Annotated in this window: 24 protein-coding genes and 1 riboswitch; of the genes, 11 read left to right on the top strand and 13 right to left on the bottom strand. The window is 59.0% G+C overall.

Annotation, left to right across the window (positions count from 1 at the left end; translation table 11 throughout):
* Positions 1–238: 238 nt before the first annotated feature.
* Together IIC71_10860 and IIC71_10855 are read left to right on the top strand one after the other, a co-directional pair.
* The gene (locus tag IIC71_10860) at positions 239–532 is read left to right on the top strand and encodes a hypothetical protein (protein ID MCH7669679.1); all 294 of its coding nucleotides are present in this window, start codon (positions 239–241) and stop codon (positions 530–532) included.
* A gap of 2 nt (positions 533–534) precedes the next feature.
* Positions 535–1,002, top strand: a complete 468-nt coding sequence (locus IIC71_10855) for an SRPBCC family protein (protein ID MCH7669678.1) — start codon at positions 535–537, stop codon at positions 1,000–1,002.
* Between the two features lie 28 nt (positions 1,003–1,030).
* Here the strand turns inward: IIC71_10855 and IIC71_10850 are convergent, their stop codons facing one another.
* From IIC71_10850 to IIC71_10840, 3 genes are read right to left on the bottom strand one after another with little or no spacing between them, the layout of a single operon-like run.
* Complete coding sequence (locus IIC71_10850; protein MCH7669677.1) at positions 1,031–1,408, bottom strand: VOC family protein; 378 nt, start codon at positions 1,406–1,408, stop codon at positions 1,031–1,033.
* A gap of 36 nt (positions 1,409–1,444) precedes the next feature.
* Positions 1,445–2,440, bottom strand: a complete 996-nt coding sequence (locus IIC71_10845; GenBank protein ID MCH7669676.1) for an ATP-dependent DNA ligase — start codon at positions 2,438–2,440, stop codon at positions 1,445–1,447.
* Positions 2,441–2,478: 38 nt separating this feature from the next.
* Complete coding sequence (locus IIC71_10840) at positions 2,479–2,913, bottom strand: GNAT family N-acetyltransferase (protein MCH7669675.1); 435 nt, start codon at positions 2,911–2,913, stop codon at positions 2,479–2,481.
* 104 nt (positions 2,914–3,017) lie between these two features.
* On the opposite strand from IIC71_10840, the gene IIC71_10835 reads away from it, so the two are divergent.
* A complete protein-coding gene (locus IIC71_10835; protein MCH7669674.1) occupies positions 3,018–4,619 on the top strand; it encodes a HAMP domain-containing histidine kinase in 1,602 nt (533 codons plus the stop codon).
* Positions 4,620–4,654: 35 nt separating this feature from the next.
* On the opposite strand, the gene IIC71_10830 is transcribed toward IIC71_10835, so the two are convergent.
* On the bottom strand, positions 4,655–5,389 hold the full coding sequence (locus tag IIC71_10830; protein ID MCH7669673.1) for an enoyl-CoA hydratase/isomerase family protein: 735 nt from the start codon (positions 5,387–5,389) through the stop codon (positions 4,655–4,657).
* A gap of 8 nt (positions 5,390–5,397) precedes the next feature.
* On the opposite strand from IIC71_10830, the gene IIC71_10825 reads away from it, so the two are divergent.
* Positions 5,398–5,769, top strand: coding sequence for a thioesterase (locus tag IIC71_10825; GenBank protein MCH7669672.1), 372 nt, complete (start codon positions 5,398–5,400; stop codon positions 5,767–5,769).
* Between the two features lie 58 nt (positions 5,770–5,827).
* Positions 5,828–7,882, top strand: a complete 2,055-nt coding sequence (locus tag IIC71_10820) for an ATP-dependent helicase (protein MCH7669671.1) — start codon at positions 5,828–5,830, stop codon at positions 7,880–7,882.
* 58 nt (positions 7,883–7,940) lie between these two features.
* Here the strand turns inward: IIC71_10820 and IIC71_10815 are convergent, their stop codons facing one another.
* Complete coding sequence (locus tag IIC71_10815) at positions 7,941–8,600, bottom strand: LLM class flavin-dependent oxidoreductase (GenBank protein ID MCH7669670.1); 660 nt, start codon at positions 8,598–8,600, stop codon at positions 7,941–7,943.
* Positions 8,597–8,875 carry an LLM class flavin-dependent oxidoreductase gene (locus IIC71_10810; protein MCH7669669.1) on the bottom strand — a complete coding sequence of 93 codons (279 nt, stop codon included), beginning with the start codon at positions 8,873–8,875 and terminating at the stop codon, positions 8,597–8,599. The genes IIC71_10815 and IIC71_10810 overlap by 4 nt, the downstream gene beginning before the upstream one ends.
* 134 nt (positions 8,876–9,009) lie before the next feature.
* Between IIC71_10810 and IIC71_10805 the strand changes: the two genes are divergently transcribed.
* On the top strand, positions 9,010–9,771 hold the full coding sequence (locus IIC71_10805; protein ID MCH7669668.1) for a 3-hydroxyacyl-CoA dehydrogenase: 762 nt from the start codon (positions 9,010–9,012) through the stop codon (positions 9,769–9,771).
* Between the two features lie 573 nt (positions 9,772–10,344).
* On the opposite strand, the gene IIC71_10800 is transcribed toward IIC71_10805, so the two are convergent.
* The 5 genes from IIC71_10800 to IIC71_10780 form a co-directional block, all read right to left on the bottom strand.
* On the bottom strand, positions 10,345–11,019 hold the full coding sequence (locus IIC71_10800) for a hypothetical protein (protein ID MCH7669667.1): 675 nt from the start codon (positions 11,017–11,019) through the stop codon (positions 10,345–10,347).
* Entirely contained in the window at positions 11,007–11,888 is an 882-nt protein-coding gene (locus IIC71_10795; GenBank protein MCH7669666.1) for a hypothetical protein, read from the bottom strand. The genes IIC71_10800 and IIC71_10795 overlap by 13 nt, the downstream gene beginning before the upstream one ends.
* A gap of 47 nt (positions 11,889–11,935) precedes the next feature.
* Complete coding sequence (locus IIC71_10790) at positions 11,936–12,637, bottom strand: N-acetylmuramoyl-L-alanine amidase (protein ID MCH7669665.1); 702 nt, start codon at positions 12,635–12,637, stop codon at positions 11,936–11,938.
* Positions 12,638–12,883: 246 nt separating this feature from the next.
* The gene (locus IIC71_10785) at positions 12,884–13,597 is read right to left on the bottom strand and encodes an RNA polymerase sigma factor (GenBank protein MCH7669664.1); all 714 of its coding nucleotides are present in this window, start codon (positions 13,595–13,597) and stop codon (positions 12,884–12,886) included.
* Between the two features lie 122 nt (positions 13,598–13,719).
* On the bottom strand, positions 13,720–14,271 hold the full coding sequence (locus IIC71_10780; GenBank protein ID MCH7669663.1) for a TetR/AcrR family transcriptional regulator: 552 nt from the start codon (positions 14,269–14,271) through the stop codon (positions 13,720–13,722).
* 131 nt (positions 14,272–14,402) lie between these two features.
* Here IIC71_10780 and IIC71_10775 point away from each other — a divergent pair, with 131 nt between their 5' ends.
* Both IIC71_10775 and IIC71_10770 read left to right on the top strand, forming a co-directional pair.
* Complete coding sequence (locus IIC71_10775; protein ID MCH7669662.1) at positions 14,403–16,205, top strand: acyl-CoA dehydrogenase; 1,803 nt, start codon at positions 14,403–14,405, stop codon at positions 16,203–16,205.
* Between the two features lie 126 nt (positions 16,206–16,331).
* Complete coding sequence (locus tag IIC71_10770) at positions 16,332–18,551, top strand: molybdopterin oxidoreductase family protein (protein ID MCH7669661.1); 2,220 nt, start codon at positions 16,332–16,334, stop codon at positions 18,549–18,551.
* A gap of 54 nt (positions 18,552–18,605) precedes the next feature.
* Here IIC71_10770 and IIC71_10765 read toward each other — a convergent pair whose 3' ends face one another.
* Together IIC71_10765 and IIC71_10760 are read right to left on the bottom strand one after the other, a co-directional pair.
* The gene (locus IIC71_10765; protein ID MCH7669660.1) at positions 18,606–19,178 is read right to left on the bottom strand and encodes a pyridoxamine 5'-phosphate oxidase family protein; all 573 of its coding nucleotides are present in this window, start codon (positions 19,176–19,178) and stop codon (positions 18,606–18,608) included.
* 99 nt (positions 19,179–19,277) lie between these two features.
* Complete coding sequence (locus IIC71_10760) at positions 19,278–20,579, bottom strand: O-acetylhomoserine aminocarboxypropyltransferase/cysteine synthase (protein MCH7669659.1); 1,302 nt, start codon at positions 20,577–20,579, stop codon at positions 19,278–19,280.
* Positions 20,580–20,712: 133 nt separating this feature from the next.
* Positions 20,713–20,822, bottom strand: a riboswitch (SAM riboswitch).
* 185 nt (positions 20,823–21,007) lie between these two features.
* Here IIC71_10760 and IIC71_10755 point away from each other — a divergent pair.
* From IIC71_10755 to IIC71_10745, 3 genes are all read left to right on the top strand, one after another.
* Complete coding sequence (locus tag IIC71_10755; GenBank protein MCH7669658.1) at positions 21,008–22,168, top strand: homoserine O-acetyltransferase; 1,161 nt, start codon at positions 21,008–21,010, stop codon at positions 22,166–22,168.
* A gap of 2 nt (positions 22,169–22,170) precedes the next feature.
* Positions 22,171–22,947: a glutamate racemase gene (gene murI, locus IIC71_10750; GenBank protein MCH7669657.1), complete on the top strand. Its 777-nt coding sequence runs from the start codon at positions 22,171–22,173 to the stop codon at positions 22,945–22,947.
* A 165-nt stretch (positions 22,948–23,112) separates the two neighbouring features.
* Positions 23,113–23,840 (top strand): adenosine deaminase family protein (locus tag IIC71_10745; GenBank protein MCH7669656.1); only part of this gene is annotated, 728 nt, incomplete at its 3' end.

Below are 23,840 nucleotides of genomic sequence, written 5' to 3'. Positions count from 1 at the left end.
TCACCGTACCCGCCACCCTGTGCGAAGTCTATGACGTGGCAGGTAATTGAATCGCCTCGTCAACCTGCGGATACTTACGGGGACGGGCGAACGAAGGAGTAACCGATGACAGCCCTAGACACAACACTTCATGAAATGGCGACACCCAGACGCGGGCTGCTGAGCAAAGCAATGCTCGTAAACGCCACCGTCTCGGGTATCAGTGGAGCCGGTCTCGCCCTAGGCGCCCCTGCCCTCGATGAGTGGCTCGGACTCAACATGTGGGTACTCGTCGGTGTGGGAGGTCGGCCTAGTCGGGTTTGCAATCGACCTCAGGATCTGGGCTCGATCGGCGATATGGTTGAAACGCGGCGGCAAGCTTGCCGTTGCCGGAGACATCGTATGGGTGCTGGCTAGTGTCGAACTGATTGGGTTCACGGACGTTCTAACACCCTCGGGCAACGTTGCTCTCGCAGCCATCACTGTCATGGTTGCCGCATTCGCTGTCGTCCAGACCATCGGCCTCAAGCAACTCCCTGCGGAGGCGGTGTAACCGTGGCGGATTTCACCATCGAGACAACACGAGTTTTCAACGCCCCGATCGACATCGTGTGGGAAGTTGTTTCGGACGCCGGTGGGTACCACCGAGTCGTCGATACCCTGAGACACACTGAGATCACATCCGGGGACGGTCTCGGCATGGTGCGCCACTGCATTGACACCAAGGGGCGCGAGTGGAACGAGGCCTGCACGCTATGGGAACCGGGGAAAAGGATGCGGATGACGGTCGACGTGGCGAGTTATCCATCTGCCTTTCGGGCGATCTTCGAGCGTGTCGTAGGCACGTGGTCGGTCGAAGAACTGGCCGATGGCGTACACCTGTCGATGCGGTTCGACGGAGCCACCAAACTCGGTCCGATTGGCAAGGCGGCCGTCGTGGCGATGGGCCGCAAGTCAGTTCTTGGCTTGATCATGGACGGATACGAAACCCAGATTCGCGCTCGGTTAGCCACCGATTCGTGATGTAGCGCCGCGGTCTACAGACCTCGGCTCATGCCATCTCTGTGTTGAGCACCAGACAGAACGGGTGGCCGACCGGGTCGAGGAACACCCTGAACGTTTCACCGGGTTGTGATTCGGCCTTCGTCGCCCCGATCGCAAGCACCTGTTCTTCGCCAACATCGAGATCGGGTACATCGAAGTCGAGGTGGGCCTGCTGGGGATGTTCATCACCCGGCCACACCGGCGGTTGGTGATTGGGTGCGAGCTGGAACGCAATGGTCGCACCAGACCCGTTGTCTAGTTGCCACCATTGTCCAGCGCTCCTGGGATCCACCTCCCACCCGGTAATCACCGAATAGAAATTCGCCAGCCTTTCCGGGTCGGCGGTGTCGAGAGCAACCAATGCGAAACGAGCAATACCAGTCATGCGCTCACCCTAGCCAGCCAATCCTCCGCGACGCGCTTACGTTTCGGGGTCTGGCACGCGTCTCTTTGACGGTGCAACCCTTGGCGGCTCGCCTGGCATCTTCGGGTAATGCGGTGGCCACGGGGCATCACCAAGACCGTTCTCCTCGTCGGCTTCGACCATTGCTAGCGCGGGTGTGAGATCACATTCCGCCTCATCGATCCCATCTGTGAGGTCGCCAACATCGTCGAGACGGTCACGGAACCCCTCCATCGGAAATTGGTCGGGCTCGATAGATGCGAGCTCATCCCATGCGAACGGCGTCGATACCCAACCGGTGTGCCTCACGCTATAGGCGGACGCGACCGTCTTGCCCCAGGCGTTCTGGTTATAGTCGATGAAGATTCCCGTCCGTTCTTCTTTCCACCAGGCCGTTGTTGCGAGATCCATACGGCGTTCGAGTTCGCGACCGATGGCCAACGCCGCACGCCTGACCTCGTACGGATCCCATTGCGGTTTGAGGCGCACATAGACATGTATTCCGCGGTTGCCCGAAGTTTTCGGCCACGACGTCATCCCCATCTCGTCGAGTAGCAACCGCACACCGGCGGCCACTTCCTTTACATGCGAGAAGCCGAAGTCAGGCGTTGGGTCGAGATCGAGTCGAAGCTCGTCAGCATGACTCAGATCGTCAGCGCGACTAGCCCATGGGTTGAGATCCACACAGTTTTGTTGGGCCATCCATATGACGTCCGCGACGTCGAGCGGGACAAACATCTTCCCTGGCGACGACGCCGGAAAGTCCACGTCGACGAGCGTGCGAGCTCCCTTGGGGCGCTTCACGAAGATGGGTTTTTCACCGACCCCGTGGTTCCACCGTTTCAGCATCACAGGCCGGTTGTACACACCGCGGAGTGCCCCCTCCCCGCAGGTCACGAAATGTTTGGCGAGGTCGAGCTTCGTCCACCCCTGATCCGGGAACATCACCTTGTCAGGCGATGAAATACGTACAGGTCGGTCGGGGGTTTCGACATGGGTTTCTGAACTGGCCACACGGATATTGTGGCATGCCCCCTAAGTTTCGGCGGCGGCTACAGCGTGAACGTGTACACGTTCGTGTCGCGCCGCTCGAACCCCAGACTTGTGTACAGCCGGTTAGCGGCCTCGCGTGCAGGCCTGGATGTGAGTCCCACTGCCTTTGCGCCCGCGGTACGAGCTTTCTCAACTGCTGTCTCGGTCAACAACGCCCCGATGCCCTGGCCCCGAGATTCTGAGTCAACGATTACATCTTCAATGCGGGCTTGAAGCCCGGTCGGTATGCGATAGAACGCCAGCGTCAGCGACCCGACGATGGTGCCGGTGTCGCTGTCTTTGGCGACGAGCAAGAGGCTGTTGGGGTTTCCAGCGATGTCCGCCAGTGCATCGGCGTCTGGGGGTGGGCTTGTCTTGGAAAGTTGCGGCACGAGCCGTTCGAACGCTTTGACTACTGCGTCGTCGACTTCGACGATCTCGGTGATATGGATCATTTCCACAGTGTATTACCCAAGTTACGATGCGCGGTTAGCGGTTACGGGTCGTCGGTGCGTTCGCTGCGATCAAGAAAAGTGGTACAAATGCCGACATATCCTTTATGGAGTCTCTGTCCGGCAACGACCTTGTCGCGGCGCTCGATCGCGCCGCCGAATCGGCTGCGTCGCGCGATGGTGTCGACGCCGCGCATGCGGCCTTCGGGACCCTATCCGAGGCCGTCGGTCCCGATCTCTTTGTGTCCATCTACTTCCAGGCGATCGACCGACTCTGGCTAGTTGCTCAGGCTGGATATCCAGAGACGCTCGATGGCATTCCTCTCGGTAAAGGTGTCATCGGGCGTGCTTTAAACACGGGCGAGGCCCAGGTGATACTCGACCCAGACTCTGACGAAGACCTCATTGCTGACATCGAAGGGATCGAAGTTGAAGTAGTGGTCCCGGTTGGCGAATTTGTCGTGAACTTCGAGTTCACATGTCCTGTCACTGATCTCGAACTCGCCCCGTTTGTAACGTTCGCAGAGACCGTGATTTCCCGGATGACTCTGAAACTCGAAACCGATCCGCGTCAATTGTCCGATGGTCACGCGGTTGTCGCGATGGTGGGTCTAAACAATCCCGTCCTCATTGCCGAGTACGCGGCTCGCCTTGCTGGGCAGGGATTCGGTCTCAACATTGTGCAATGTGTTGTTGTCCTCCCAAACAGTGAGCCGATCAGCGCTGCATGGCGCCAACCAGGAAGCGAAGGAGCTAGGACCGTCTCGACCGAGCAAGCTCTTTCTGTGCTTAGGGAGTTTGCTGGCCTTACCGTGGGCACGACCGCAACTCCAAAGTCCTTCGGATGGGGCGAATACAACAGATTGCTCGTAGTGCCGTTTGTCAGCGACGGTGTCTTGATTGGGGGTGTGCTCGGTGGGGGGCGCAGCGTTGGTGTATCGCCGTCCGCAATGGCACATTTGTCGATGCTTGCCTCACAAGCCACGGTGTGTATTGGGCGCGTCCTCCACGAGGAGGAAATGCGTAGGACCCTCGACGCCCGCGCCGCGTTCATGGCAGCGGTGAGTCACGAGCTGCGCACACCGCTAACCGCCATGATTGGCTACGCCGAACTGCTCAGAGATCATAGCCTGACCTCAGCGGAGGATCGCTCTGAGTATGCCGAAGCGATTCGTGCGAACGCAGACCATCTTTTGGCATTGATCAACGATCTGCTCGATGTTGCGCAAGCGGAGTCTGGATCGCTTGCGATCGGTGATCTTGTGGAGTGTTCCCTTGGGGAGGCGATCGATGAGAGCATTCACAACGTCAGCTTGGGCGCCACCGACAACGGTGTCGAGATCGTATTCGCGGGGACCGACGCCCTTGTTCGATCGCACGCCATGCGTCTCCGGCAGATCCTCATCAATCTCCTATCAAACGCTGTGAAGTTCACCGATCAGGGTAAGATTTTCGTCAGTATCGATGTGGGTTCTAGCCAGATTCGGGTCGAAGTTGTCGACTCGGGGTGCGGTATTGACCCTGACGTGCTTGTGGGGCTTTTTCAGCCGTTTCAACGGGGACCCGCGCAGGGCGATCGAGCGGGTACGGGTCTCGGTCTTGTCATTTCGCGGCGTCTCGCCGAGGCCATGGGTGGATCACTCAACCTCTACAGCGACGGTCCGGGAACCGGCACCACCGCGGTTCTTACGATTCCGTCCGCGGGCTGATGGTTGGCCGCGCAGTCTCACTACGGCGAGTGGAGTCACATCCCTGCAGGCGCGGTCCCAGCGGAGTTTTCAAGGGCCGCAATTGTGTCGGCGTACATGCGGTGCTTGATGAGACCCAGAGTGTCAGGGTCTTTATCAGCTAGCTGACTTGCGACCTCAATGGCACGCGGGAGGACGTCCTCGTCTGCCACCGCTTCGTCGACGATGCCGAAGGACACGCACTCGGCGCCGCCGAACCGCGCTCCGGTCACCATCACACGATGTGCCGTCATTGCAGGCATACGCTGCATCACGAGGCCATTCATCCCGTCAGTGAACGGAATCTTGATATCGACCTCTGGGAGGCAAAAGAAACCGCGGTCGCTGCGCATGATTCGAAGGTCATGCGTCAACGCGAGCATCGCTCCCGCGGCAAATGTGTGACCGTTGAGCGCGGCAACAGTGATCGCCGGGAACCCGAGTAGCCGTGCCAGAACCTTTTCGGTACTGGCGACAAACGCGCGGACGTTGAGTCCCTCGGTGGCCATTAGCCAGTCAAGGTCAAGCCCGTTGGAGTAGTACTTTTCGGCGCCTGTCGTCACCAGTGCCTTTGGCCCAGGGGTGTTTTGGACTGTGTCTAGGGCCGCGTTGATGTCAGCAACCCAGGTGTCGTTCATGCGGTTTTCGCCGTCATCCATGGTGAGGACGAAGACTTTGTCTTGACGGTCAAGGTGCAAATTTCCTCCAGGGCTACGGCCGTACGCTACCCGCACGTCCGGGGTTTGGTACATTGGGTCCTATGGACGAACTTGTCGGCTCCTGGGCTGAGATCACAGCGATCGTGACCGACACAGATACGGCCCTCTATCTCGGCAGCGGCGACGTACCTGTTCTCGGCACGCCTCGCGTTGTTGCGCTCGTTGAAGAGGCCTCATGTGCTGCGATTAGTGATGGCCTCGAAGAGGGGCGCACCACCGTTGGCACGCGAATCGAGCTGGACCACTTGTCCCCTTCAGCGGTCGGGGCGGAGATCATCGCCCGCGCCGAAGTGATCAGTGTCGACGGCAACTGGGTCGACCTTGCAGTGTCCGTCATGATGGGAGATGAAGAGGTCGCCAGGGGAAGGCATCTCCGCGTGGTTGTCTCCAGAGACCGATTCGAGAACACCTAACGGGACGTTTTCGCCTCGTCTTGTGGACACGGCGGAACCTCGTGGTACTATCGAACACATGTTCGCATCTCGGTTGGAAAGCGCTTCAGGTTGGCTTGACGAACTGAATGAAGATCAACGTCGTGCCGCCACTTACCCTGCGAATACCCCATTGCGGATTGTTGCTGGCGCTGGGTCAGGGAAGACACGGACCTTGGCCGCTCGCGTTGCCTGGTTAATCGAATCGGGCGTCCCGGCCGAACGCATCATGCTGCTGACGTTCACCCGGCGGGCGTCTGCGGAAATGCTGCGGCGAGCATCTGGGCTCACCGCCGACAGAACCATTGCTTCAGTGTGGGGTGGCACATTCCACTCCATTGCTAACCGGCTTCTCCGCGAATTCGGAGAATCCTTAGGCCTGGTCCCCGGTTTTACGGTTCTTGACCAAGGTGACGTTGCTGATCTATTTGGCATCGTGAGAACGGAGAGCGGGGCGGCCGTTGGTCGCAAACGTTTTCCGCAGAAAGTCACAATTGCATCCATCTACTCGCGCGTCATCAACGCCCAGGTAGCCGTCGCGGACACCGTGGAAGAGCGTTTTCCGTGGTGTCTCGATCACATTGACGCCATCAAAGACATCGTGCGTCGGTACACCGAGCGTAAGAAGGCCAACAACACTGTCGACTACGACGACCTCTTGCTCTACCTACGCGGGCTTTTGACCTCGCCGATTGGGGGCACGGTGCGGTCGATGTTCGACCACGTTCTCGTCGATGAGTACCAAGACACAAACGCGGTGCAGGTAGACATTCTTGAAGCGTTGGTTGGTGCTGATGGGGCGCTCACCGTCGTCGGCGACGACGCGCAAGCTATCTACGGATTTCGGGCCGCGAGCGCTGACAACCTGTTGCTGTTTGACCAACGGTTTCGTTCGGTGGTGACAGTGAAGCTGGAACAGAACTATCGGTCAACACCGCAGATTCTCGATCTCGCCAACCACGTCATGACTCATGCGAAAGACATCGTGCCGAAGACTCTGTGGTCCGCCCGCCAAGATTCTGTAAAGCCGACCGTTCACACCTGCATCGACGAGGCCACCCAAGCCGACGTCATTTGCGACATGATTCTCGAGCGTCGCGAAGCCGGCATTGCACTACACGACCAGGCGGTCCTCTTTCGCTCTGGTCACCACGCTGACGGGCTCGAGATCGAACTCGCTCGGCGCAACATCCCCTTCGTGAAATATGGCGGGCTGAAGTTCATCGAGGCGGCGCACGTCAAGGACCTCGTTGCAATGCTGCGCATCCTTGACAACCCCAGGGACGAACTCGCATGGCACCGTGTCCTTGAAATGATCCCCGGGGTAGGCCCCAAGACAGCCGCACGTGTACTCGAAGCGGTCACCGCGAGCGCTGAGGAGGATGCGACAGGGCCGTTGACAGCGTTCTGTCGAGGTGATTTTCTGGTGACCGGCGAGGCGCGCAGCTGGATGAGTCGGCTTGCGGACGCGTTCGAGAAGGCCACCGGGGATGGTGTCGAACCGCCGGTACCGGTCCAAATCGAGTACCTCGGTGATGTGCTTGCGGACCTCTTGACCGAGCGTTATGACAACGTTGCGGTCCGCCTCGGCGATCTGGATCAGCTTCATGCCTTGTCGACCGAGTACACGCGCCGCAGTCAATTCATTGCAGAGCTCACCCTAGAACCACCCGACTCGACGTCTCAGGTCAGCGACCCTCACCTTGACGACGACTACCTGATCCTCAGCACGATCCACTCTGCCAAAGGTGGCGAGTGGGACTCGGTGTACATCATGCACGCAGCCGACGGCAACCTCCCGTCCGATCTTGCTCTAGGTGACGCTGACGGCCTAGAGGAGGAGAGGCGGCTGTTCTACGTCGCCCTCACAAGAGCCAAGAACAACCTTCACGTCCTCTACCCGCAGCGCTTCTACTTCAAGCGTTTTGGTACCGACTCGTCGCATACCTACGCCCAGCCGAGCCGCTTCCTAGATGGCACCGACCATCTCGTGAAACACGTTGCCGCGGTTCCATCCGGTGCTGATCAGGATGTTTTGGCAGCTACCCCAGGCGTGGATCCCGTGGCTGACGTGGTTAGCGCCCTCTTCGAGTAGAGACACTCACGTCGGGTTTGCGTGCGACGGGAGCATTGATCGCTCGCAGCGTGTCGCGTCAGATAGCGATCGCGTCGAGGAGTTCGCCAACTTCGTCCAGGTTCTTGTTGCCCGTCTGCAAATAGAAGCGGGTGACGCCAGCGTCGGCGAAGGTGCCGAGTTGGTGACGAATCTGTTGGAACGTGCCTCGCGGCGTGTTGCGCACCGTCAAGTGCGCCTCGAGTTCATCGGTTGTGATCCCGGCCTTGGCGGCCTCGGATGCAAGCAGTTCGTCATATTCGGGCTGGGTCTGGGCAGCGATCACCGCACCGGACGTCGATATCATCATGTCGTCGGGCAATCTTCCGGCGGCAGCCGCGGCTTTGCAGGCGACCGCGATCTTTGCCCGGAACGCTTCGGGCGACCCGGGGTAGCAGTTGAACTCTGCGGCGTACGTCCCCGCAAGCCGCGGCGTTTTCACCGCTCCCATGCCACCGATCAGCAGCGGGATTCCGCCAGCTGGCTGCGGCAGATGGTTGAACGCTTCGAGCGAGTAGAACTTGCCGTCGTGCGCTCTGTTTGCGAGCGCAGCGGAAATGTAGGCAAGGGCGTCTTCGAGACGCGCAAAACGTTCGGTCATCTCTGGATAGGGGATCCCGTAAATCTCATGTTCTCGGTCGAGCCATCCGGTGCCGATGCCCAACTTGAAACGGCCACCCGACATGTCGCTGATTGTCACCGCGGTTTTGTACAGCACAGAGGGTGGCGGAATGTGATCGGCGACACGAGTATCGACAGCTCGATCGTTGTGGTTTCGCGAGCCAACCCTGCAAGCTGAACGAGGCCGTCGAATGCGGGAGCTTCAGCGTCGGCATTCAGCGACATGAGGTAGTGGTCGGGGACCGCAAACGCAACGAGGCCGCGTTCCTCCGCCCACAGGGCAGCGCGAAGGAGCTCTTCGTAGGTCCCCGATGTTTGGAGCCCATACTCAAGACGGTGTGATCGTTTTGCCATGGAGCCAACTGTATCCGATGCTGGAAGACCGAGCGACATGATGGGCGTGACTCGCGTTGCGCCCGGGTCGCACGAGGCACGGGTGCCTCGGTACTGTCTATTTTCGTAATCGAACTACGAAGTCAGGAGAACGAGTGGACATTCAGGGGTCATCAGCGATTGTTACCGGCGGAGCGTCTGGTCTGGGGGCTGCAACGGTGCGCAGGCTTTCGGCTGCGGGGATGCAGGTCGTCATCATTGATATGCAGGACGAATTCGGAGAGACGGTTGCGGAGGAGGTTGGGGGAGCGTTTGTGCATGCTGATGTGACAGATGCGGACGAGGTGCAGAGCGCTATCGACATTGCAGTCGAGATGGGAGACCTGAGGGTCCTCGTCAACTGCGCCGGCATCGGTGCTGTTGCGAGGACTGTTAACCGTGATGGCACGCCGCACGACCTTGGTTACTTCCGCAAAGTGATCGCGATCAACCTTGTCGGGACCTTCAACTGCATCCGGCTGGCAGCGGTCGCCATGGCGCGTAACGAACCCGCGGCCGACAACGAGCGGGGAGCGATCGTCAACACCGCGTCGGTTGCGGCATACGACGGCCAGATCGGGCAGGCGGCGTACTCGGCGTCAAAGGGCGGAATCGTGGGACTGACACTTCCGGTCGCTCGAGACCTCAGCTCCGTTGGTATCCGCGTGAACACCATTGCGCCAGGGCTCATCGACACTCCACTACTAGCGGCCTTGCCCGAGCCGGCCCGAATTTCGCTCGGAGAGTCGGTCCCACATCCAAAGCGCCTCGGGAGACCCGATGAGTTTGCCGAGCTGGTGCACGTGTTGGTAACGCATTCCTACATGAATGGTGAGACGGTTCGTATGGACGGCGCCATCCGGATGGCGCCGAAGTAGCACGACGCCAACACAAGGGAAGAGGTCGTCTATGAGACGGTGAATATCGCGACTCTGCGGGAGCGTCACCGGGGACCCCACCGGTCGCGGCTCGGTTGACGGTCTAGACCTGAATGACCTCTCGGAATGCAAGATCGGTCAGTTCGCCCGGTCCAAGGAGTATGAAACCGAAGCTCAATATGCCCAGCAGCCCCGTCACGGCGGCGAGCACAGTCGAAGTCACGAAAGCCTGAGGACGCGTGTCGATGCTTCGGGCCGAAGCACCAATTGCACTGAGACCGATGATACCGGACGCCGCCGCTATCTACGGGCGACCTCAAGAGTGTGGAGCGTTCCTCTTCTCGGGTGACCGTGACGAGGTATACGATTATGGCGAGGCCGTTGGCGACCAGAGCCCCATACCCGTACAAATTCTTCTGATCCATATGCGCGATCGTCTTCTTGCTGGCGAAAGCAGCAGTCTCTTGCCCGTCGGTCAACCGCAACGGCGCCACCGCACCCAACCGTGCTTACTCATTCTGACCCCTCCACGACAGCAACGTCGCTGTCGGCTGTCACATCTAACTCCTCGGCTCAGCCGCAGTCGATCCTGTTGAGAACATCCGCCAAATCGTCCAGCATCTGCCCTGGATCAGACGCGAAGGTCGTGCCCCACACGTTATACATACCGCATATGTTGTAGGCGAGGGCATACTGCACGACTGGGTCGCCCTCACCATGCTGCAGACTGAAGAACGCAACCTCGTGACCCCCGAGATCGATGTGTTCAACGATCTCAGGCACTTGCACCCTGAGGCCCAGAACCTGGCGGTAGCCATTCGTCTCGGTAGTGGAAGTGAACGCAGAAATCGAATAGATCTGATTGTCGCGGTCGTACGCAATTGAGGAGTACGGAGCGCCGTGGGACGGATCCCAGCCATAGGACTCGACCCCCTCTAAATCGGGGACAAGTCCAGTGATCGCATCCAACCTGCGGATAAGGTCAGCCCGTGCCACGTAGTCGATCGTCGTGGACGTCACAGGCGGTGGCAAAGTTGTGGTCGTCACGGTCGGCGCCGAAGTTGTCGCGATTGGCGGGGATGTAGTATTCGTGACAGGTGACGTTGCTGTCGTCGCCGTCGGAACAGCAGTCGTTTCGACTACTCCCAGCGACGTGGACACCGACGGCGTGTCGGAACATGCTGCCAATACGATCCCCGCACTGAACGCCAACAACACCCATCGGAACTGCACGGCTAACGCTGCCACTTTTCGGCCCGGTAGGTTTCCAGGTCCGCGGCGTTGGAGGCGATAAACGCCCTCTCGAATCTGGTAATTGCATCGGCGCTTGCGACCCTGAGGTCCCTATTGCAGTTCTGGTCGATTGCGAAAAGTCTTTCCTCGAGGTCGGACAGCTGGTTGATCTCATCCCGATCGATCATTCCATCGTCAAGCTGGGCCGCCGAGACCGCGTCATCAACCAGGGCCATCATGTCGCCGGGTTCGGCAGCCGACACTCCTGCAGCTCCAACGCAACTCACCCATCCCGTCACCGCGGACCGGACCTCTTCGTTCGTTTCGAACTCGGAGCGTAATCCTTCATCGTATGCCGCCCTCAGTTCGGTCACCTCTGCGCTCAATCCCGGGATCGTAAGGTACGCTTCGCCTGTGCAGCTTGCGTTATAGGCGTCGGTGTCCGGATCTTCAGATTCCCAGCCCTCTCCAAACAATGCCTCGAAATAGCTACTCTCATCGACTCCGCCGAGGGATCGGGCGTAGACAATGTTCGGATCCTCTTGGATTTCAATCACCCTTTCCTGATTTCGGCGGCTGAGGGGGTCCACAAGTCCATAGAACCTCGCGTCTTGGTTGTTCGATGCGAACGTATTGAAGTCCGCCGGAACCACTTCGTACTCCAATCCGAGCCGCTGCATGCACTCCTGGATGCTCGCCTGGCGGCGGGTCTCTTCGTTGTTGAATATCGCTATCTCAAGCTCTGGGTTGTGTCGAAATCCCACATACGCGTCCATCGGGCGAGGTAGTTCCGCCACCGCCTGAGTAGACGTCGCTGCGACACCAGACAAGAGGCCGACCGTTAGGACGCCTATTACGGCCAAATACTTTCCAAAATGGTTCATAACAAAATTCCTTTCTCGAGGGTGATCAGAAAAGCCAGGAACACCTGTCAATAGATCAGGTTCCTCGGGTATCCCCAGTATTTGTCTACCGCCCATCCGATGCGCCATTGCCATGTCCTATTCAGAAGCCAATCGACACCAAGCTGGTACGTGTGATACTCCATTTCTAGATACGCAGCTTTGGCGTTCGTAGCAGTGAGCTCGTGGAGCGAGTTGTACTGGGAACATGTGGGCGTATGACATGCCTTGTCGTTGGTGCCGGGACTTGGCGGCCCAATTCGAGTTTTGAACTGGGCCGCTAGGGACTTCTGCGAGTTGTATTGGTAGATCACCGAAGTGCCGCCGTAGGACGTCCCTGCACCACAGTTCTGCGCTTGCGCGTTCGAATGCATAGCTATATGCATATCCGCCCCCCACGCGTTCGAGTCCGAGACCTTCGTGGTAACCGAAACTCCCCACCGGACCCGTACATAATAGTGTCGGTTTAGTAAATCGGTACCCCAACCCGAGGCCGCTTCCCTGGCAATGTCGACGGCACCGGTGGTCAACCCGTCCTCGACGTACCCATTGCAACCCGTGTTGGCCCCGCTATGGGACGCCGGCGACAGAAATACTTTGTAGGTGTTCCACCCGTTTGACGGAAAATAGTTGAAGGTTCCTCCCTGTGTGGCCCCGGCAGGTGCCGACGCCGCTGCTGCTTTGATCAGAAAGGAGGCGATGAAAGCGACGACTAGTAACGACGTTTTCATGCGGACGCTCCTTCCGGTGGGATGACGTTGGAGAGAACATGTGACTCCTCCGCTATCGAAGCCGGTTTGCGCCTAGCTGTGACAACCGGGGACGTTGTCCCTGGTGGAATGGTGTGATTGGGTGAGCCCTCCTTGCGAGACTGTGGGTTATTGGACTCGCAGCTCGAAGGAGGGCGTGTCTAGTAGGCGTGGTCCTCGGAAGTGTCGTGATGGAGGACGCGAACCGCAGAGGTCCTTGAAACGTTTTCACAGGCTTTCCCCTTCTGTGTTCCAGGTATCGCGTTCGCGATACTCACTGTGCATTGCCACATGAACCGTTTTGGGTTCCATAGCGGCGCTTCGGCTTGGGGCCGCTTCTGGGGTTTCGCTGTCCCAACACTTGCGGATACATGCCTTCGCTCGCGAGAGTCGGGACTTTACGGTTCCTACCTTGATACCGAGCAGGGCAGCGATTTCCTTGTGGGCCAGGTCGTTCACCGCGTGCAGGATCAGTGTTTCCTCCAGGGACGGTGGCAGATCGGATATTGCTGCCGAGAGGGGAATTCGAAGGCGCAGTGCGTCCACGCGCTCGACGACCGCTGTGTCGGACGCGCCAACCGTGGGGGGCGGGACCTTGCGCGTCAAGAGCTGGATAGGGTGTCGGCTGCGGAAGTGGCGACTGCAGAGATGCCGAGCGATCCCACAGAGCCTCGGCCGGGCGTCGTCCCTGTCGAACTCGAAAGCGGCGCGATGAGTAAACGCAACGAGGAATACGTCCTGCGCAACATCTTCTGCACGGGTTCGTCCGACGTGTGCAACGCAATACGCGAATATGTGGTGGAAGTGGCGGCTGTAGACGTCGCAGAACGCAGACGGTTCTTGCAGCGACCGGCGCATCGTTTCGCCGTCGTGTACCCCTGGTTTCGAGCCCGACACTGTGGCGACCCCCTTCGAAGTGATGACGCTACGAGTATCAACCACAACCAGTATGACACAAGCCACCGTTAAGGCAGAGTGGTGTCGGTATCGCCTACCTATCCTTGTCTCGGTGTCCAATCGTGCACCGTCGTGCACAGATGGACGCCAAGACGAGGGAATTCTGTTTAGGAGACAGTGAACGTTGCGACTCTGCGGGCGTGACCGGCGAAATCGAAATCGGGTTCTAGTGTCAGGTGGAACCCCAACCCGTGGAGGGCGGCGAGCAGCAGCTCGGCTCGAGTGATGGCATCGTTCGGTGTGATCCCGGGTACCGATCGTCGCACCGCTGCTGAGAATATCTCCAACCGTTGCCTGTGGTGTCTTGCAATCTTGTCGCGCATGGGCCCGTTGTTGAGGGCGCCCGCGATTGCGATCTCGGTGTACACGGCAGCCAGCGTCGGGTCGCCGGTGATGAACTGGATATACGCCTCAACCAGGTCGCTGACATCCGCATCCGAAGCGGCGTCGGGAGCCACAGCAGCGATCGCCTCGCTAACGACCCGCACGATGACCTCCTCTTTGGAGGCAAATATGTTGTAGAACGAGCCGGCTTGGACCGAGGCTTGCTCGCATATTGCCTTAAGAGTGGTGCCTTCCAGGCCGACTTCGCCTAGGAGGGCTCGCGTCGCCTCAACGATGCGGGCCTCGGTTCTAAGACCGGCCTGATATCTCGCCATGGGTTCCTTCCCTGTGCGGGCAGGCTAGCCGAAAAGCCGAATCTTGATCGCATACTCCAAAATGGAGCGTATACTCAAATTACGAACAACACTCGGTAGCATCGCTGCTACCGGAAGCAAGGGACCGCATCATGGGCCACTACAAGGCGAATTTACGGGATATCGAGTTCAACCTCTTCGAGGCGAACAACGTCGAGGAGCTCCTCGGTGCTGCGCCATTTGACGATATGGACCGCGCCACTGTCATGGATGTACTGCGCGAAGTTCGTCGACTTTCCGAAGACGAGTTTGCAGCGTCGTTTGTTGATGCGGACCGGATCAAGCTGTCCCTTGTCGATGGTGAGGTTGAACTTCCCGCCTCGGTGAAAAAGTCAATGGCCGCTTACTATGACGGCGGCTGGGACATGCTCGGCCTTCCCAAAGATCTCGGCGGGTTCGGAGCCCCGCCCTCGGTGCGGTGGGCCAGCCAGGAGATGCTGGTAGGCGCCAACCCGGGTGTCTACCTGTACGCATCCGGGGCGCTGATGGCTGCTGTAATCGCTGCTGAAGGCACCGACGAGCAGCGTGAGCGATTCGCAGTTCGAATGATCGAAAAGAAGTGGGCGGCCTCGATGGTTCTCACCGAGCCTCAGGCAGGTTCGGACGTCGGCGCCGGCACCGCAAAGGCGATTCACGTCGAAGGCAACACCTATCACATCGAGGGTGTGAAACGGTTCATTACCTCGGGCGAGCACGACCTCAGCGAAAACATCATCCACCTTGTCCTCGCCCGCCGTGAAGGTGGGCCATCGGGTACCAAGGGTCTGTCGATGTTTATCGTCCCGAAATTTCTCGTTAACGCTGATGGATCGCTCGGTGAGCGCAATGGTGTCTACGCCACCAACCTTGAGGACAAGATGGGGATTCGCGGGTCAACGACTTGCGAGCTGACCTTTGGGGTCGATAACCCCGCTGTCGGGTACCTCGTTGGTGGTGTTCACGAGGGCATTCGGCAGATGTTCAAGGTCATCGAAGATGCCCGCATGCTTATCGGGTCGAAGTCTGCCGCGACGTTGTCGACCGGGTTCCTCAACGCTCTCGAATACGCCAAGGTGCGCGTACAAGGCGCCGATCTCGCTAACGCAAAAGACAAATCTGCCGCTCGTGTCGAAATCATTCGGCACCCCGACGTTCGCAGATTGCTCATGCTGCAAAAGGCCTACTCGGAGGGCATGCGGGCGCTGGTTCTCTACACGGCATCGCTCTCGGATCACATGCTCGCCAAACCGGACAACGAAGACTACGCAAAGCGCAACGACTTTCTGTTGCCGATGGTGAAGGGATACTGCTCGGAAAAGGCCTATGAGCTGCTTGCGCAGTCGCTGCAGGTGTTCGGTGGCTCGGGATACACCCGTGACTACCCAATGGAGCAGTATCTCCGCGACGCCAAGATTGACACGATCTACGAAGGCACGACCGCAATCCAGTCGCTCGATCTGTTCTTCCGCAAGATCGTCCGCGACCGAGGTGCCACCCTGACCAACCTGGTCAACGAGATCCTTGAGGTTGTCAAGGGCGGACACGACGGGCTCGAAGCCGAACGGGCGCTGTTGGGAGCTGCGCTCGAAGACACACAGCAGCATCTCGGTGTGTTGGTTGCCCATACCATGGCATCGCAGGAAAACCCGACTGAGATCTACAAGACCGGTCTCCACACCAACGCGTTGCTCGAATCGCTGTCAGAAGTGGTCATTGGGTGGCTGCTCATCCGCCATGCCGGTATCGCGCTGGATGCGATCGACGGGGCGTCTGACACCGACAAGGTGTTTTATGAAGGCAAGGTTGCGTCCGCGAGGTTCTTTGTTAGAGATGCGCTGCCAAAGGCCCGGTTGCGCAGGGAAGCCGCTGAGACCGAGGATGGTTCTCTCATGACGCTGTCGGATACCGCGTTCTAAGGTTCCCTGAATTGGCCTCCCCAGCCGGCCGCACTACCCCGAGCACCTGGTGCCAGGGCTGAGGTACTCGGATGGGCCGTGCGGGTTGTTGGCTGACTGCCTAGTCTTTTGCGTGAGAGGACAGCCATGACCGACCGGACCGCATTCAGAACCTGCCCGCTGTGTGAGGCGACGTGTGGTCTAGAGATCACAGTACGCGACGACACTGTTATGCGCATCCGCGGTGACATGGACGACCCCTTCTCCAAGGGCTTCATATGTCCCAAGGGATCAACCCTCAAGCAACTCCAGGCTGACCCGGATCGGTTGACAACGCCGTTGATCAAGAAAGACGGCGTGCATGTCGAGGCAACTTGGGATGAGGCGTTCGATGCCATCGCCGTTGGCCTCGGGAAGCATCTTGACGCAGACCGAAACTCGGTTGCGGTATACCTCGGCAACCCCAACGTGCACAACCTCGCGGCAGGCATTTTCGGACGGGTGCTCATCCACGCTTTGGGTACCCGCAACGTGTTCACGGCGTCGACCGTCGATCAGATGCCAAAACACGTCGTGAGTGGTCTCATGTACGGGTCACCGGCGTCGTTCAGTGTGCCCGATCTCGATCGCACGCGGTACCTGCTGATGATCGGGGCGAACCCGGCGGCGTCGAACGGGTCACTGTGCACAGCCCCCGGGTTTACAGATCGCCTCGACGCCATCCGAGAACGTGGCGGAACCGTCGTGCTCATCGACCCGCGGCGGTCAGAAACGGCAGCCCACGTGACCGAGCACCACCCGATCAGGCCTGGCACCGATGCCTACTTACTCGCCGCAATGTGCAACGTGATCTTCGACAACGACCTCGTAGATCTGGGATCGGTCGAGCCATATGTTCGCGGTCTTGAAGAGTTTCACACACTCATCCGCGAATACACCGTCGATCTTGCCGCCAAAGCGACAGGCATCGCGTCGGAAGACATCGAACGATTCGCGCGGGATCTTGCGTCGGCGTCATCCGGTGCCGTGTATGCGCGCATGGGGACACACACCAGCCGTTTCGGAACTGTGAACGCGTGGCTGGCTGAGACCCTCACCATCATTACTGGGAACCTTGACAGCCCCGGTGGGCTGATGTTTCCGAAGCCAGCCACGGGCCGCCCCGTCGGGGATCAGGCCGGTGGCAGTGGTTGGAAGTTTGGGCGTTGGAATAGCCGTGTGTCGGGGAGGAGGGAAGTTCTCGGCGAGATTCCGACGGTGTGTCTGGCTGAGGAGATTCTCAGCCCTGGGAAGGGGCAAGTCCGAGCGCTCATCACGCTTCAAGGTAACCCAGTGCTCTCGATAGCCGACTCAACCAAGACCGAAGAGGCTCTTGAAGCTCTTGATTTCATGGTGAGTTTCGACATCTATCTCAACGAAACCACCCGGCACGCTGACGTGATCCTGCCGGGGCGATCCCCGCTGGAGAGGAGCCACTACGACCTTGTGTTCACCAGCCTGTCGGTGAGGAATGTTGCAAAGTGGTCGCCGTCGCTGCTTGAGGTTGATCGCCCGACTGATGACGAGATCCTTGCACGTCTTACACTGATCGCTTCTGGATTCGACCACCGGGCGGACCCCACCATGGTTTACGACGGCGCACTACTCAACGTGTTGACGCGGGCAACCCAAAACGACGCATCTCCGGCGAGCGGATTGGACCCTCTCGAAATTGTGAACCAGATCTCGGGTGACAGTCCCGCCGATCGGGTGCTCGACGCAATGCTCCGTACAGGTCCGTACGGTGACGGTTTTGGCGCGGTGGCCGACGGGTTGAACCTCACCAAGCTGAGCGATAACCCTCACGGACTCGATTTAGGGGCGTTGGAGCCTCGATTTCCCGGATTCCTGCAAACCGCCTGGGGTTCCATCGATCTCGCCGAGCCCACGTTCGCATCCGACATTGCACGGCTCGCCGATCATCTCAACGAGCCCCCTCCAGGCCTCGTCCTCATCGGCCGCCGACATCTCAAGACGAACAACTCGTGGATGCACAACCTTGACATTCTGACCAAGGGAAACAACCGCTGCACCGTGCAGGTCCACCCGACTGATGCTGCCAGACACGGTCTTGCCGACGGCGACCAGGCAAAGGTAACGAGCGAAGGCGGCGAATTGATCGTCGAGGTCGAGGTGACCGATGTCGTCATGCCCGGCGTTGTGTCGATTCCCCATGGCTGGGGCCACTCGTATGCGGGCACCCGGCTCAGTGTTGCTGAGAGCCGACCTGGGGTGAATCTAAACATCCTCACATCGAACAATCTGGTGGACGACTGGTCCGGCAACGCAGCTCTCAACGGTGTCCCGGTGACACTGTCAACCGTGTAGTCGCATCGGCGGTACCTTCTGACTCGTCGAAGCGCACCCTAGGTAGGACCGCTGCTAGTCAGCGATCTCGATATGTCTCTCAGGGTGACGAAGAATCGGGAGACCGTCCAGACTGGTGTTGTGGTTTTCCTTGTATTCGCTCAGCTCGGTTCGGTCACGCTTGAGCGCCCACTTGTCGAGCTGAGTGCGTTGGCTTTCGAGAGTCATATTCGGCACGCCGAAACCGCAGGAGTCTGCGATGCGGTCAACGCTCACATCGATGATCGACCGCGTACCCCGGAAGTAGGGGAACTTACCGATGAGTTCGTCGAAACCGACCTCTCCGGGCTCATGCCAGGTCGCCCGCCCATACAGTCGGACGATGCGTGCCGGACCCGTAAACGAGTTGAACATAATTGTGATGCGGCCGTTCTCGCGGATGTGAGCCACGGTTTCGCCTGTTGATCCCATCAGATCGATGTACGCAACCCGATGGTCGTCAACGACCACGAAGGTGCCGTCGAGCGCCTTCGGGGAAACGTTCACAAGACCGTCTTTGGCGAGGGGTGCGGTCGCAACGAAGAACATCGGCTGATTGGCGATGAACCTGGCAATCGCCGGGGTTATGTTGTCGTACGTCTTGCCCATCAGTGGACCCCGCGTTACTCATTGCTGCAAGCGTAGACGCCGGGTACCTAGGTGAGGGATCCGCATCGCACGCGGACCCCTCACCATACGCATTCAGGTTTACGAGACCGCGCCAAGTGCCTTTTCGAGGTCGGCCTTGATGTCATCTATGTGCTCGATACCTACAGATATGCGTACGAGATCGTTCGGTGTGCCGGTGGCGTCTTTCTCCTCGTCCGAAAGCTGGGCATGAGTCGTCGATGCCGGGTGGATGACGAGAGTCTTCGCGTCTCCCACGTTGGCGAGATGTGACGCAAGCTCGACATTGTTGATGAACGTTTGCGCACCCTCGTACCCTGCGTCGAGTCCGAAGGACAGGACACCACCGAACCCGTGCTTGAGGTATTTCCTAGCATTCTCATTGCTGGGGTGGCTCTCTAGACCCGGGTAGTTCACCCATGCGACCTTGTCATGACCTTCGAGCCAGGTAGCGATCTCAAGAGCGTTGTCGACATGACGTTGGACACGCAAGGACAGAGTCTCCAGCCCCTGCAGGTGTAGGAACGAGTTGAATGGCGACGGCGCCGCGCCAAAGTCACGAAGACCTTCGACGCGAGCACGGATTGCAAACGCAATGTTGCCGAACGGTCCGTTGGGTCCGAACACTTCGCCGAAGTTAAGCCCGTGATACGCGGGCGAAGGCTCGTTGAACAATGGGAACTTCTCAGTCCCGTAGTCGAACGTTCCTGCGTCGATCACAACACCACCGATCGAAGTGCCGTGTCCGCCAATCCACTTGGTAGTCGACGCCACAATGACATCGGCACCGTGCTCGATGGGCCGCACCAGGTACCCAGCAGCGCCGAAAGTGTTATCGACGATCAGCGGGATTCCAGCTTCGTGTGCGATGTCTGCAATCCGCCGGAAGTCTGGGACGTTGTACTGCGGGTTTCCGATCGACTCCAGATACACGGCCTTGGTGTTTTCGTCGATCAACGCCGCGATGCTGTCAGGGTCATCTCCGGCTGCAAATTTCACGTTGATACCGAGCCGCGGCAGGGTCACCTTGAACTGGTTGTAAGTGCCGCCATACAGGTAGCTGGTAGACACAATGTTGTCACCGCTCTGGGCGATGTTTGCGATTGCTACAAACTGGGCGGCCTGACCGGACGCCGTCACAACGGCTGCAACTCCATCTTCGAGCGCAGCGAGGCGCTTCTCCAGGACGTCGTTTGTCGGGTTCATGATCCGGGTGTAGATGTTTCCGAACTCTTTAAGACCAAACAGATTGGCTGCGTGATCGGTGTCGTTGAAGACATACGACGTCGTTTGGTAGATGGGGACCGCACGGGAATTGGTCGTCGGGTCTGGCTCTTGGCCTGCATGAATTTGCAGTGTTTCGAAACGATATGTATCGCTCATTGTTGTGGTTCCTTCGTCGTTGGTGATGAACAACGGCGTTCCGAGTCGAAGGAGGCGGTGCCTCAAAAGAACAAAAAAACCACCTCCCAGGTTCGGGGGAGAGGCGGTGAAGATATAACGCGCACTGGGTCGCATCCCATCGTTCTCTCCGGCATCGCCGGGAGCAGGAAGTGGCACCGTTCCCATTCGGGATGGTTGCCAAGGCTTCACAGGGCCTGATCCCTCCACCTTTCTAGATGATCTGTTGTTGACTTCTCGTTACGAGATTTTGCTTGCGCGCTCTCCCTTATGATCCGTTTGCTGCTTGAGCTTGCGTGGACCTTAGTGGCTGTAGACGGATCGTCAAGGTCGGCATCCTGTTGGTGGCATGAGAGAGGCTGACCCGGCGTTAATGTTCGGGTTCAGCGCTCCGGCTAGACGAGTTGAACATGAGCATCGGCAAAACGGCAACCCAGTATTTCACCTTCGGATCCTCCGCTGATCCGTTCCGGTTACGGGCGGGTGGTTCGTTAGACCAGGTCACGCTTGCGTACGAGACGTACGGTACTCTGAACGTCGACAAGTCAAACGGTGTGCTTTTGTTTCATGCACTTACCGGCACGCACCATGCGGCTGGTGTGACGACTGAGGTCGCCGGCACTGACGGTCGCTGGGTGGAGGAGATGCACGATGGTTGGTGGGACGCCTTTATTGGTCCCGGAAAAGCTCTAGACACCGACCGGTTTTTTGTTATTTGTGTCAACTACCTCGGGGGGTGTTACGGGTCGACCGGGCCAGCTTCGATCAACCCTCGGACCGAGAAACCGTATGGCAGTTCGTTCCCAGACGTGGGTCTTGCGGACATCGTCGATTCGCAGGTGGAGCTCATCCGTCATCTCGGCATCGAGCGCCTTCACGCCGTTGTCGGTGGTTCCACCGGTGGTGTCTGTGCAATGTCGCTCGCCACTCGGTACCCCGACCTCGTCGAGACAGTTATCCCCATTGCAGCGGGTGCGAATCCGACGCCGTTGCAGATCATCCACAACTTTGAACAGATCAACGCAATCCAGAACGATCCCGACTTTGCAGGTGGCGATTATTACGACGGTCCGCACCCGGACAGCGGACTTCGCCTAGCAAGGATGATTGGTCATAAGGCTTTCGTTTCGTTGGAGGCAATGCAGCGACGAGCGCGCGAGGAAATCGTCAGGGGTGGCGCGGGGCCGGGGACTTACACGATTCAGCATCCCTTGGAGTCGTACATGTGGCATCAGGGCACCAAATTTGTGAAACGTTTTGACGCCAACAGTTACCTCCGGCTGATGTCTGCCTGGCAGCAGTTCGACCTGGTTGGTGAAGCCGAGGTTGCCGGTTTCGAGGACCTGTTCACTGCGTGTAAACATCAGCGCTACATGGTCTTCTCCATCGATTCTGATGTGTGTTTCTATGCTGAGGAGCAGTCCGAGTTGATGCGGCTGTTAGCTTTAGCGGATGTCCCCGCGCGTCGCATCACCGTGCATTCAGACAAAGGCCACGATTCGTTTCTGCTCGAACCGGCGCTCTACACACCGCACCTGTCTGACACGCTGCTGAACGAGTGGTCCGAGTAGCGGTGCGGTCCCCGATTGGAGTCTTCGACTCTGGGATTGGGGGCCTGACCGTTCTCCGAGAGCTGCGCGAGGTCCTCCCGAGCAGCGACTTCATCTATCTCGCCGATCAGGCCTGGGCACCGTACGGCGAGAGGACGTTGACGTCGCTGAAGACTCGGGCAACTGAGATCACCGAATGGTTTGTGCGTCAGGGATCGTCAGTCGTGGTCGTTGCATGCAACACGGCTTCGGGCGCGGCGTTGCATGAGCTTCGAGAAGTGTTCTCCGATGTGGTGTTTGTGGGCATGGAGCCTGCTGTGAAACCCGCCGCGGAGACGTCGGTGACCGGGGTCGTTGGTGTCTTGGCGACCTCGGGCACTCTGGATGCTGAGCTGTATGCCGACGTGGTCGAACGGCACGCCGACGGCGTGACGATTGTCGAACAACGCGGGGTGGGGCTTGTCGATCTCATCGAGGCGGGCGACCTTGACGCAGCGGTGCCGCTGCTTGAGAAGTATCTGCAACCGATGCTTGCCGCGGGAGCCGATCGGATCGTGCTCGGATGCACACACTATCCGTTTCTCATCGATCGCATTCGAGAATTGATCCCACCCGGTGTGGACATTGTCGACCCGGCACCAGCGGTGGCACGCCGTGTGTTGTCCGTGGTTGAGGATTCTGGTGGGTCTGGGTCGATCGTGCTCAAGACGACCGGGTCCATCGGTAGTTTCGTCCAGCAGCTCGCCCGCCTCGGTTGGCTAACCGCAGCATCAGAGGTCGCAACTACCGACCTGTCTTAACTCCCTGGATTCTGGCGCTAACCACGACCGTATACGGCACCAGAAAGCGCCAGAAATATGGCCTGGCGCAGCTCTGGATTCTGGCGCTAAATTCGACCGTATGCGGCACGACGTAGCGCAAGAATCGGAAAAAGCGTGGGTGCGGGGGGTTGGTAGGGTTGTTGCATGAAGGAATTCATTGCAGGATTGCCGAAGGTCGAACTGCATCGGCATCTTGAAGGGTCTATCCGACCGGCGACTGTCTTTGCGCTGGCGCAAGAGCATAGGATTGATATTGGCGTCGAATCGGTAGAGGAGCTTGCTGAGTCCTACGTGTTCGGCGACTTTCCGAGTTTCGTTGACCTGTTCCTCAAAACAACGAAAGTGCTGCGTCGCTCTGAAGATCTTGAACTGATCGTGAGCGAGATGGCAGGCGAGATGGCCGACGAAAACACTCGGTACGCCGAGGTGTTTTTCTCTCCCGTGTGGCATCAGATGAATGGGATGACCGAGAGAGAGATCACCACCGGTCTCAACGCCGGCCGGGCAACAGCCGCGAGGCTCGGTGTCGAGTTAGCTTGGATTGTTGACAATTCCCGCCACCTCGATGTCCAAACCGGGTTCGATGCGGTCGACTACGTCGCCGGTACAAATGCACCCGATGGGGTAGTCGCCGTGGGTCTCGGTGGGCCGGAGGTGGGGTTCCCACCCGAGCCATGGAAGCTGGTGTTCGACAAGGCACGCGCCGCTGGTCTCGAATCGATACCCCATGCGGGCGAGACAGTGGGCGCCGAAAGCGTGCGTGGTGCGATCATCGCACTTGGCGCAAAGCGAATCGGCCACGGCGTGCGCTGCCTGGAGGACCCGGAGGTGGTTTCGATGCTGGTCGACCGCGGGCTTCCGATCGACGTATC

This window comes from Acidobacteriota bacterium, from assembly GCA_022562055.1.
GTDB lineage: Bacteria > Actinomycetota > Acidimicrobiia > Spongiisociales > UBA5794 > BMS3BBIN02.
Note: the sequence above shows the minus strand (reverse complement) of the source record. Positions and strands in the feature narration are given on the sequence as shown.

Bases quoted from the DNA above. Each gene is read 5' to 3' on its own strand.
- IIC71_10860 (MCH7669679.1), top strand. From the start codon at position 239: ATGAGTGGCTCGGACTCAACATGTGGGTACTCGTCGGTGTGGGAGGTC.
- IIC71_10850 (MCH7669677.1), bottom strand. From the start codon at position 1,408: ATGACTGGTATTGCTCGTTTCGCATTGGTTGCTCTCGACACCGCCGAC.
- IIC71_10840 (MCH7669675.1), bottom strand. From the start codon at position 2,913: ATGATCCATATCACCGAGATCGTCGAAGTCGACGACGCAGTAGTCAAA.
- IIC71_10835 (MCH7669674.1), top strand. From the start codon at position 3,018: ATGGAGTCTCTGTCCGGCAACGACCTTGTCGCGGCGCTCGATCGCGCC.
- IIC71_10830 (MCH7669673.1), bottom strand. From the start codon at position 5,389: ATGTACCAAACCCCGGACGTGCGGGTAGCGTACGGCCGTAGCCCTGGA.
- IIC71_10825 (MCH7669672.1), top strand. From the start codon at position 5,398: ATGGACGAACTTGTCGGCTCCTGGGCTGAGATCACAGCGATCGTGACC.
- IIC71_10820 (MCH7669671.1), top strand. From the start codon at position 5,828: ATGTTCGCATCTCGGTTGGAAAGCGCTTCAGGTTGGCTTGACGAACTG.
- IIC71_10810 (MCH7669669.1), bottom strand. From the start codon at position 8,875: ATGGCAAAACGATCACACCGTCTTGAGTATGGGCTCCAAACATCGGGG.
- IIC71_10795 (MCH7669666.1), bottom strand. From the start codon at position 11,888: ATGAACCATTTTGGAAAGTATTTGGCCGTAATAGGCGTCCTAACGGTC.
- IIC71_10790 (MCH7669665.1), bottom strand. From the start codon at position 12,637: ATGAAAACGTCGTTACTAGTCGTCGCTTTCATCGCCTCCTTTCTGATC.
- IIC71_10780 (MCH7669663.1), bottom strand. From the start codon at position 14,271: ATGGCGAGATATCAGGCCGGTCTTAGAACCGAGGCCCGCATCGTTGAG.
- IIC71_10775 (MCH7669662.1), top strand. From the start codon at position 14,403: ATGGGCCACTACAAGGCGAATTTACGGGATATCGAGTTCAACCTCTTC.
- IIC71_10770 (MCH7669661.1), top strand. From the start codon at position 16,332: ATGACCGACCGGACCGCATTCAGAACCTGCCCGCTGTGTGAGGCGACG.
- IIC71_10765 (MCH7669660.1), bottom strand. From the start codon at position 19,178: ATGGGCAAGACGTACGACAACATAACCCCGGCGATTGCCAGGTTCATC.
- IIC71_10760 (MCH7669659.1), bottom strand. From the start codon at position 20,579: ATGAGCGATACATATCGTTTCGAAACACTGCAAATTCATGCAGGCCAA.
- IIC71_10755 (MCH7669658.1), top strand. From the start codon at position 21,008: ATGAGCATCGGCAAAACGGCAACCCAGTATTTCACCTTCGGATCCTCC.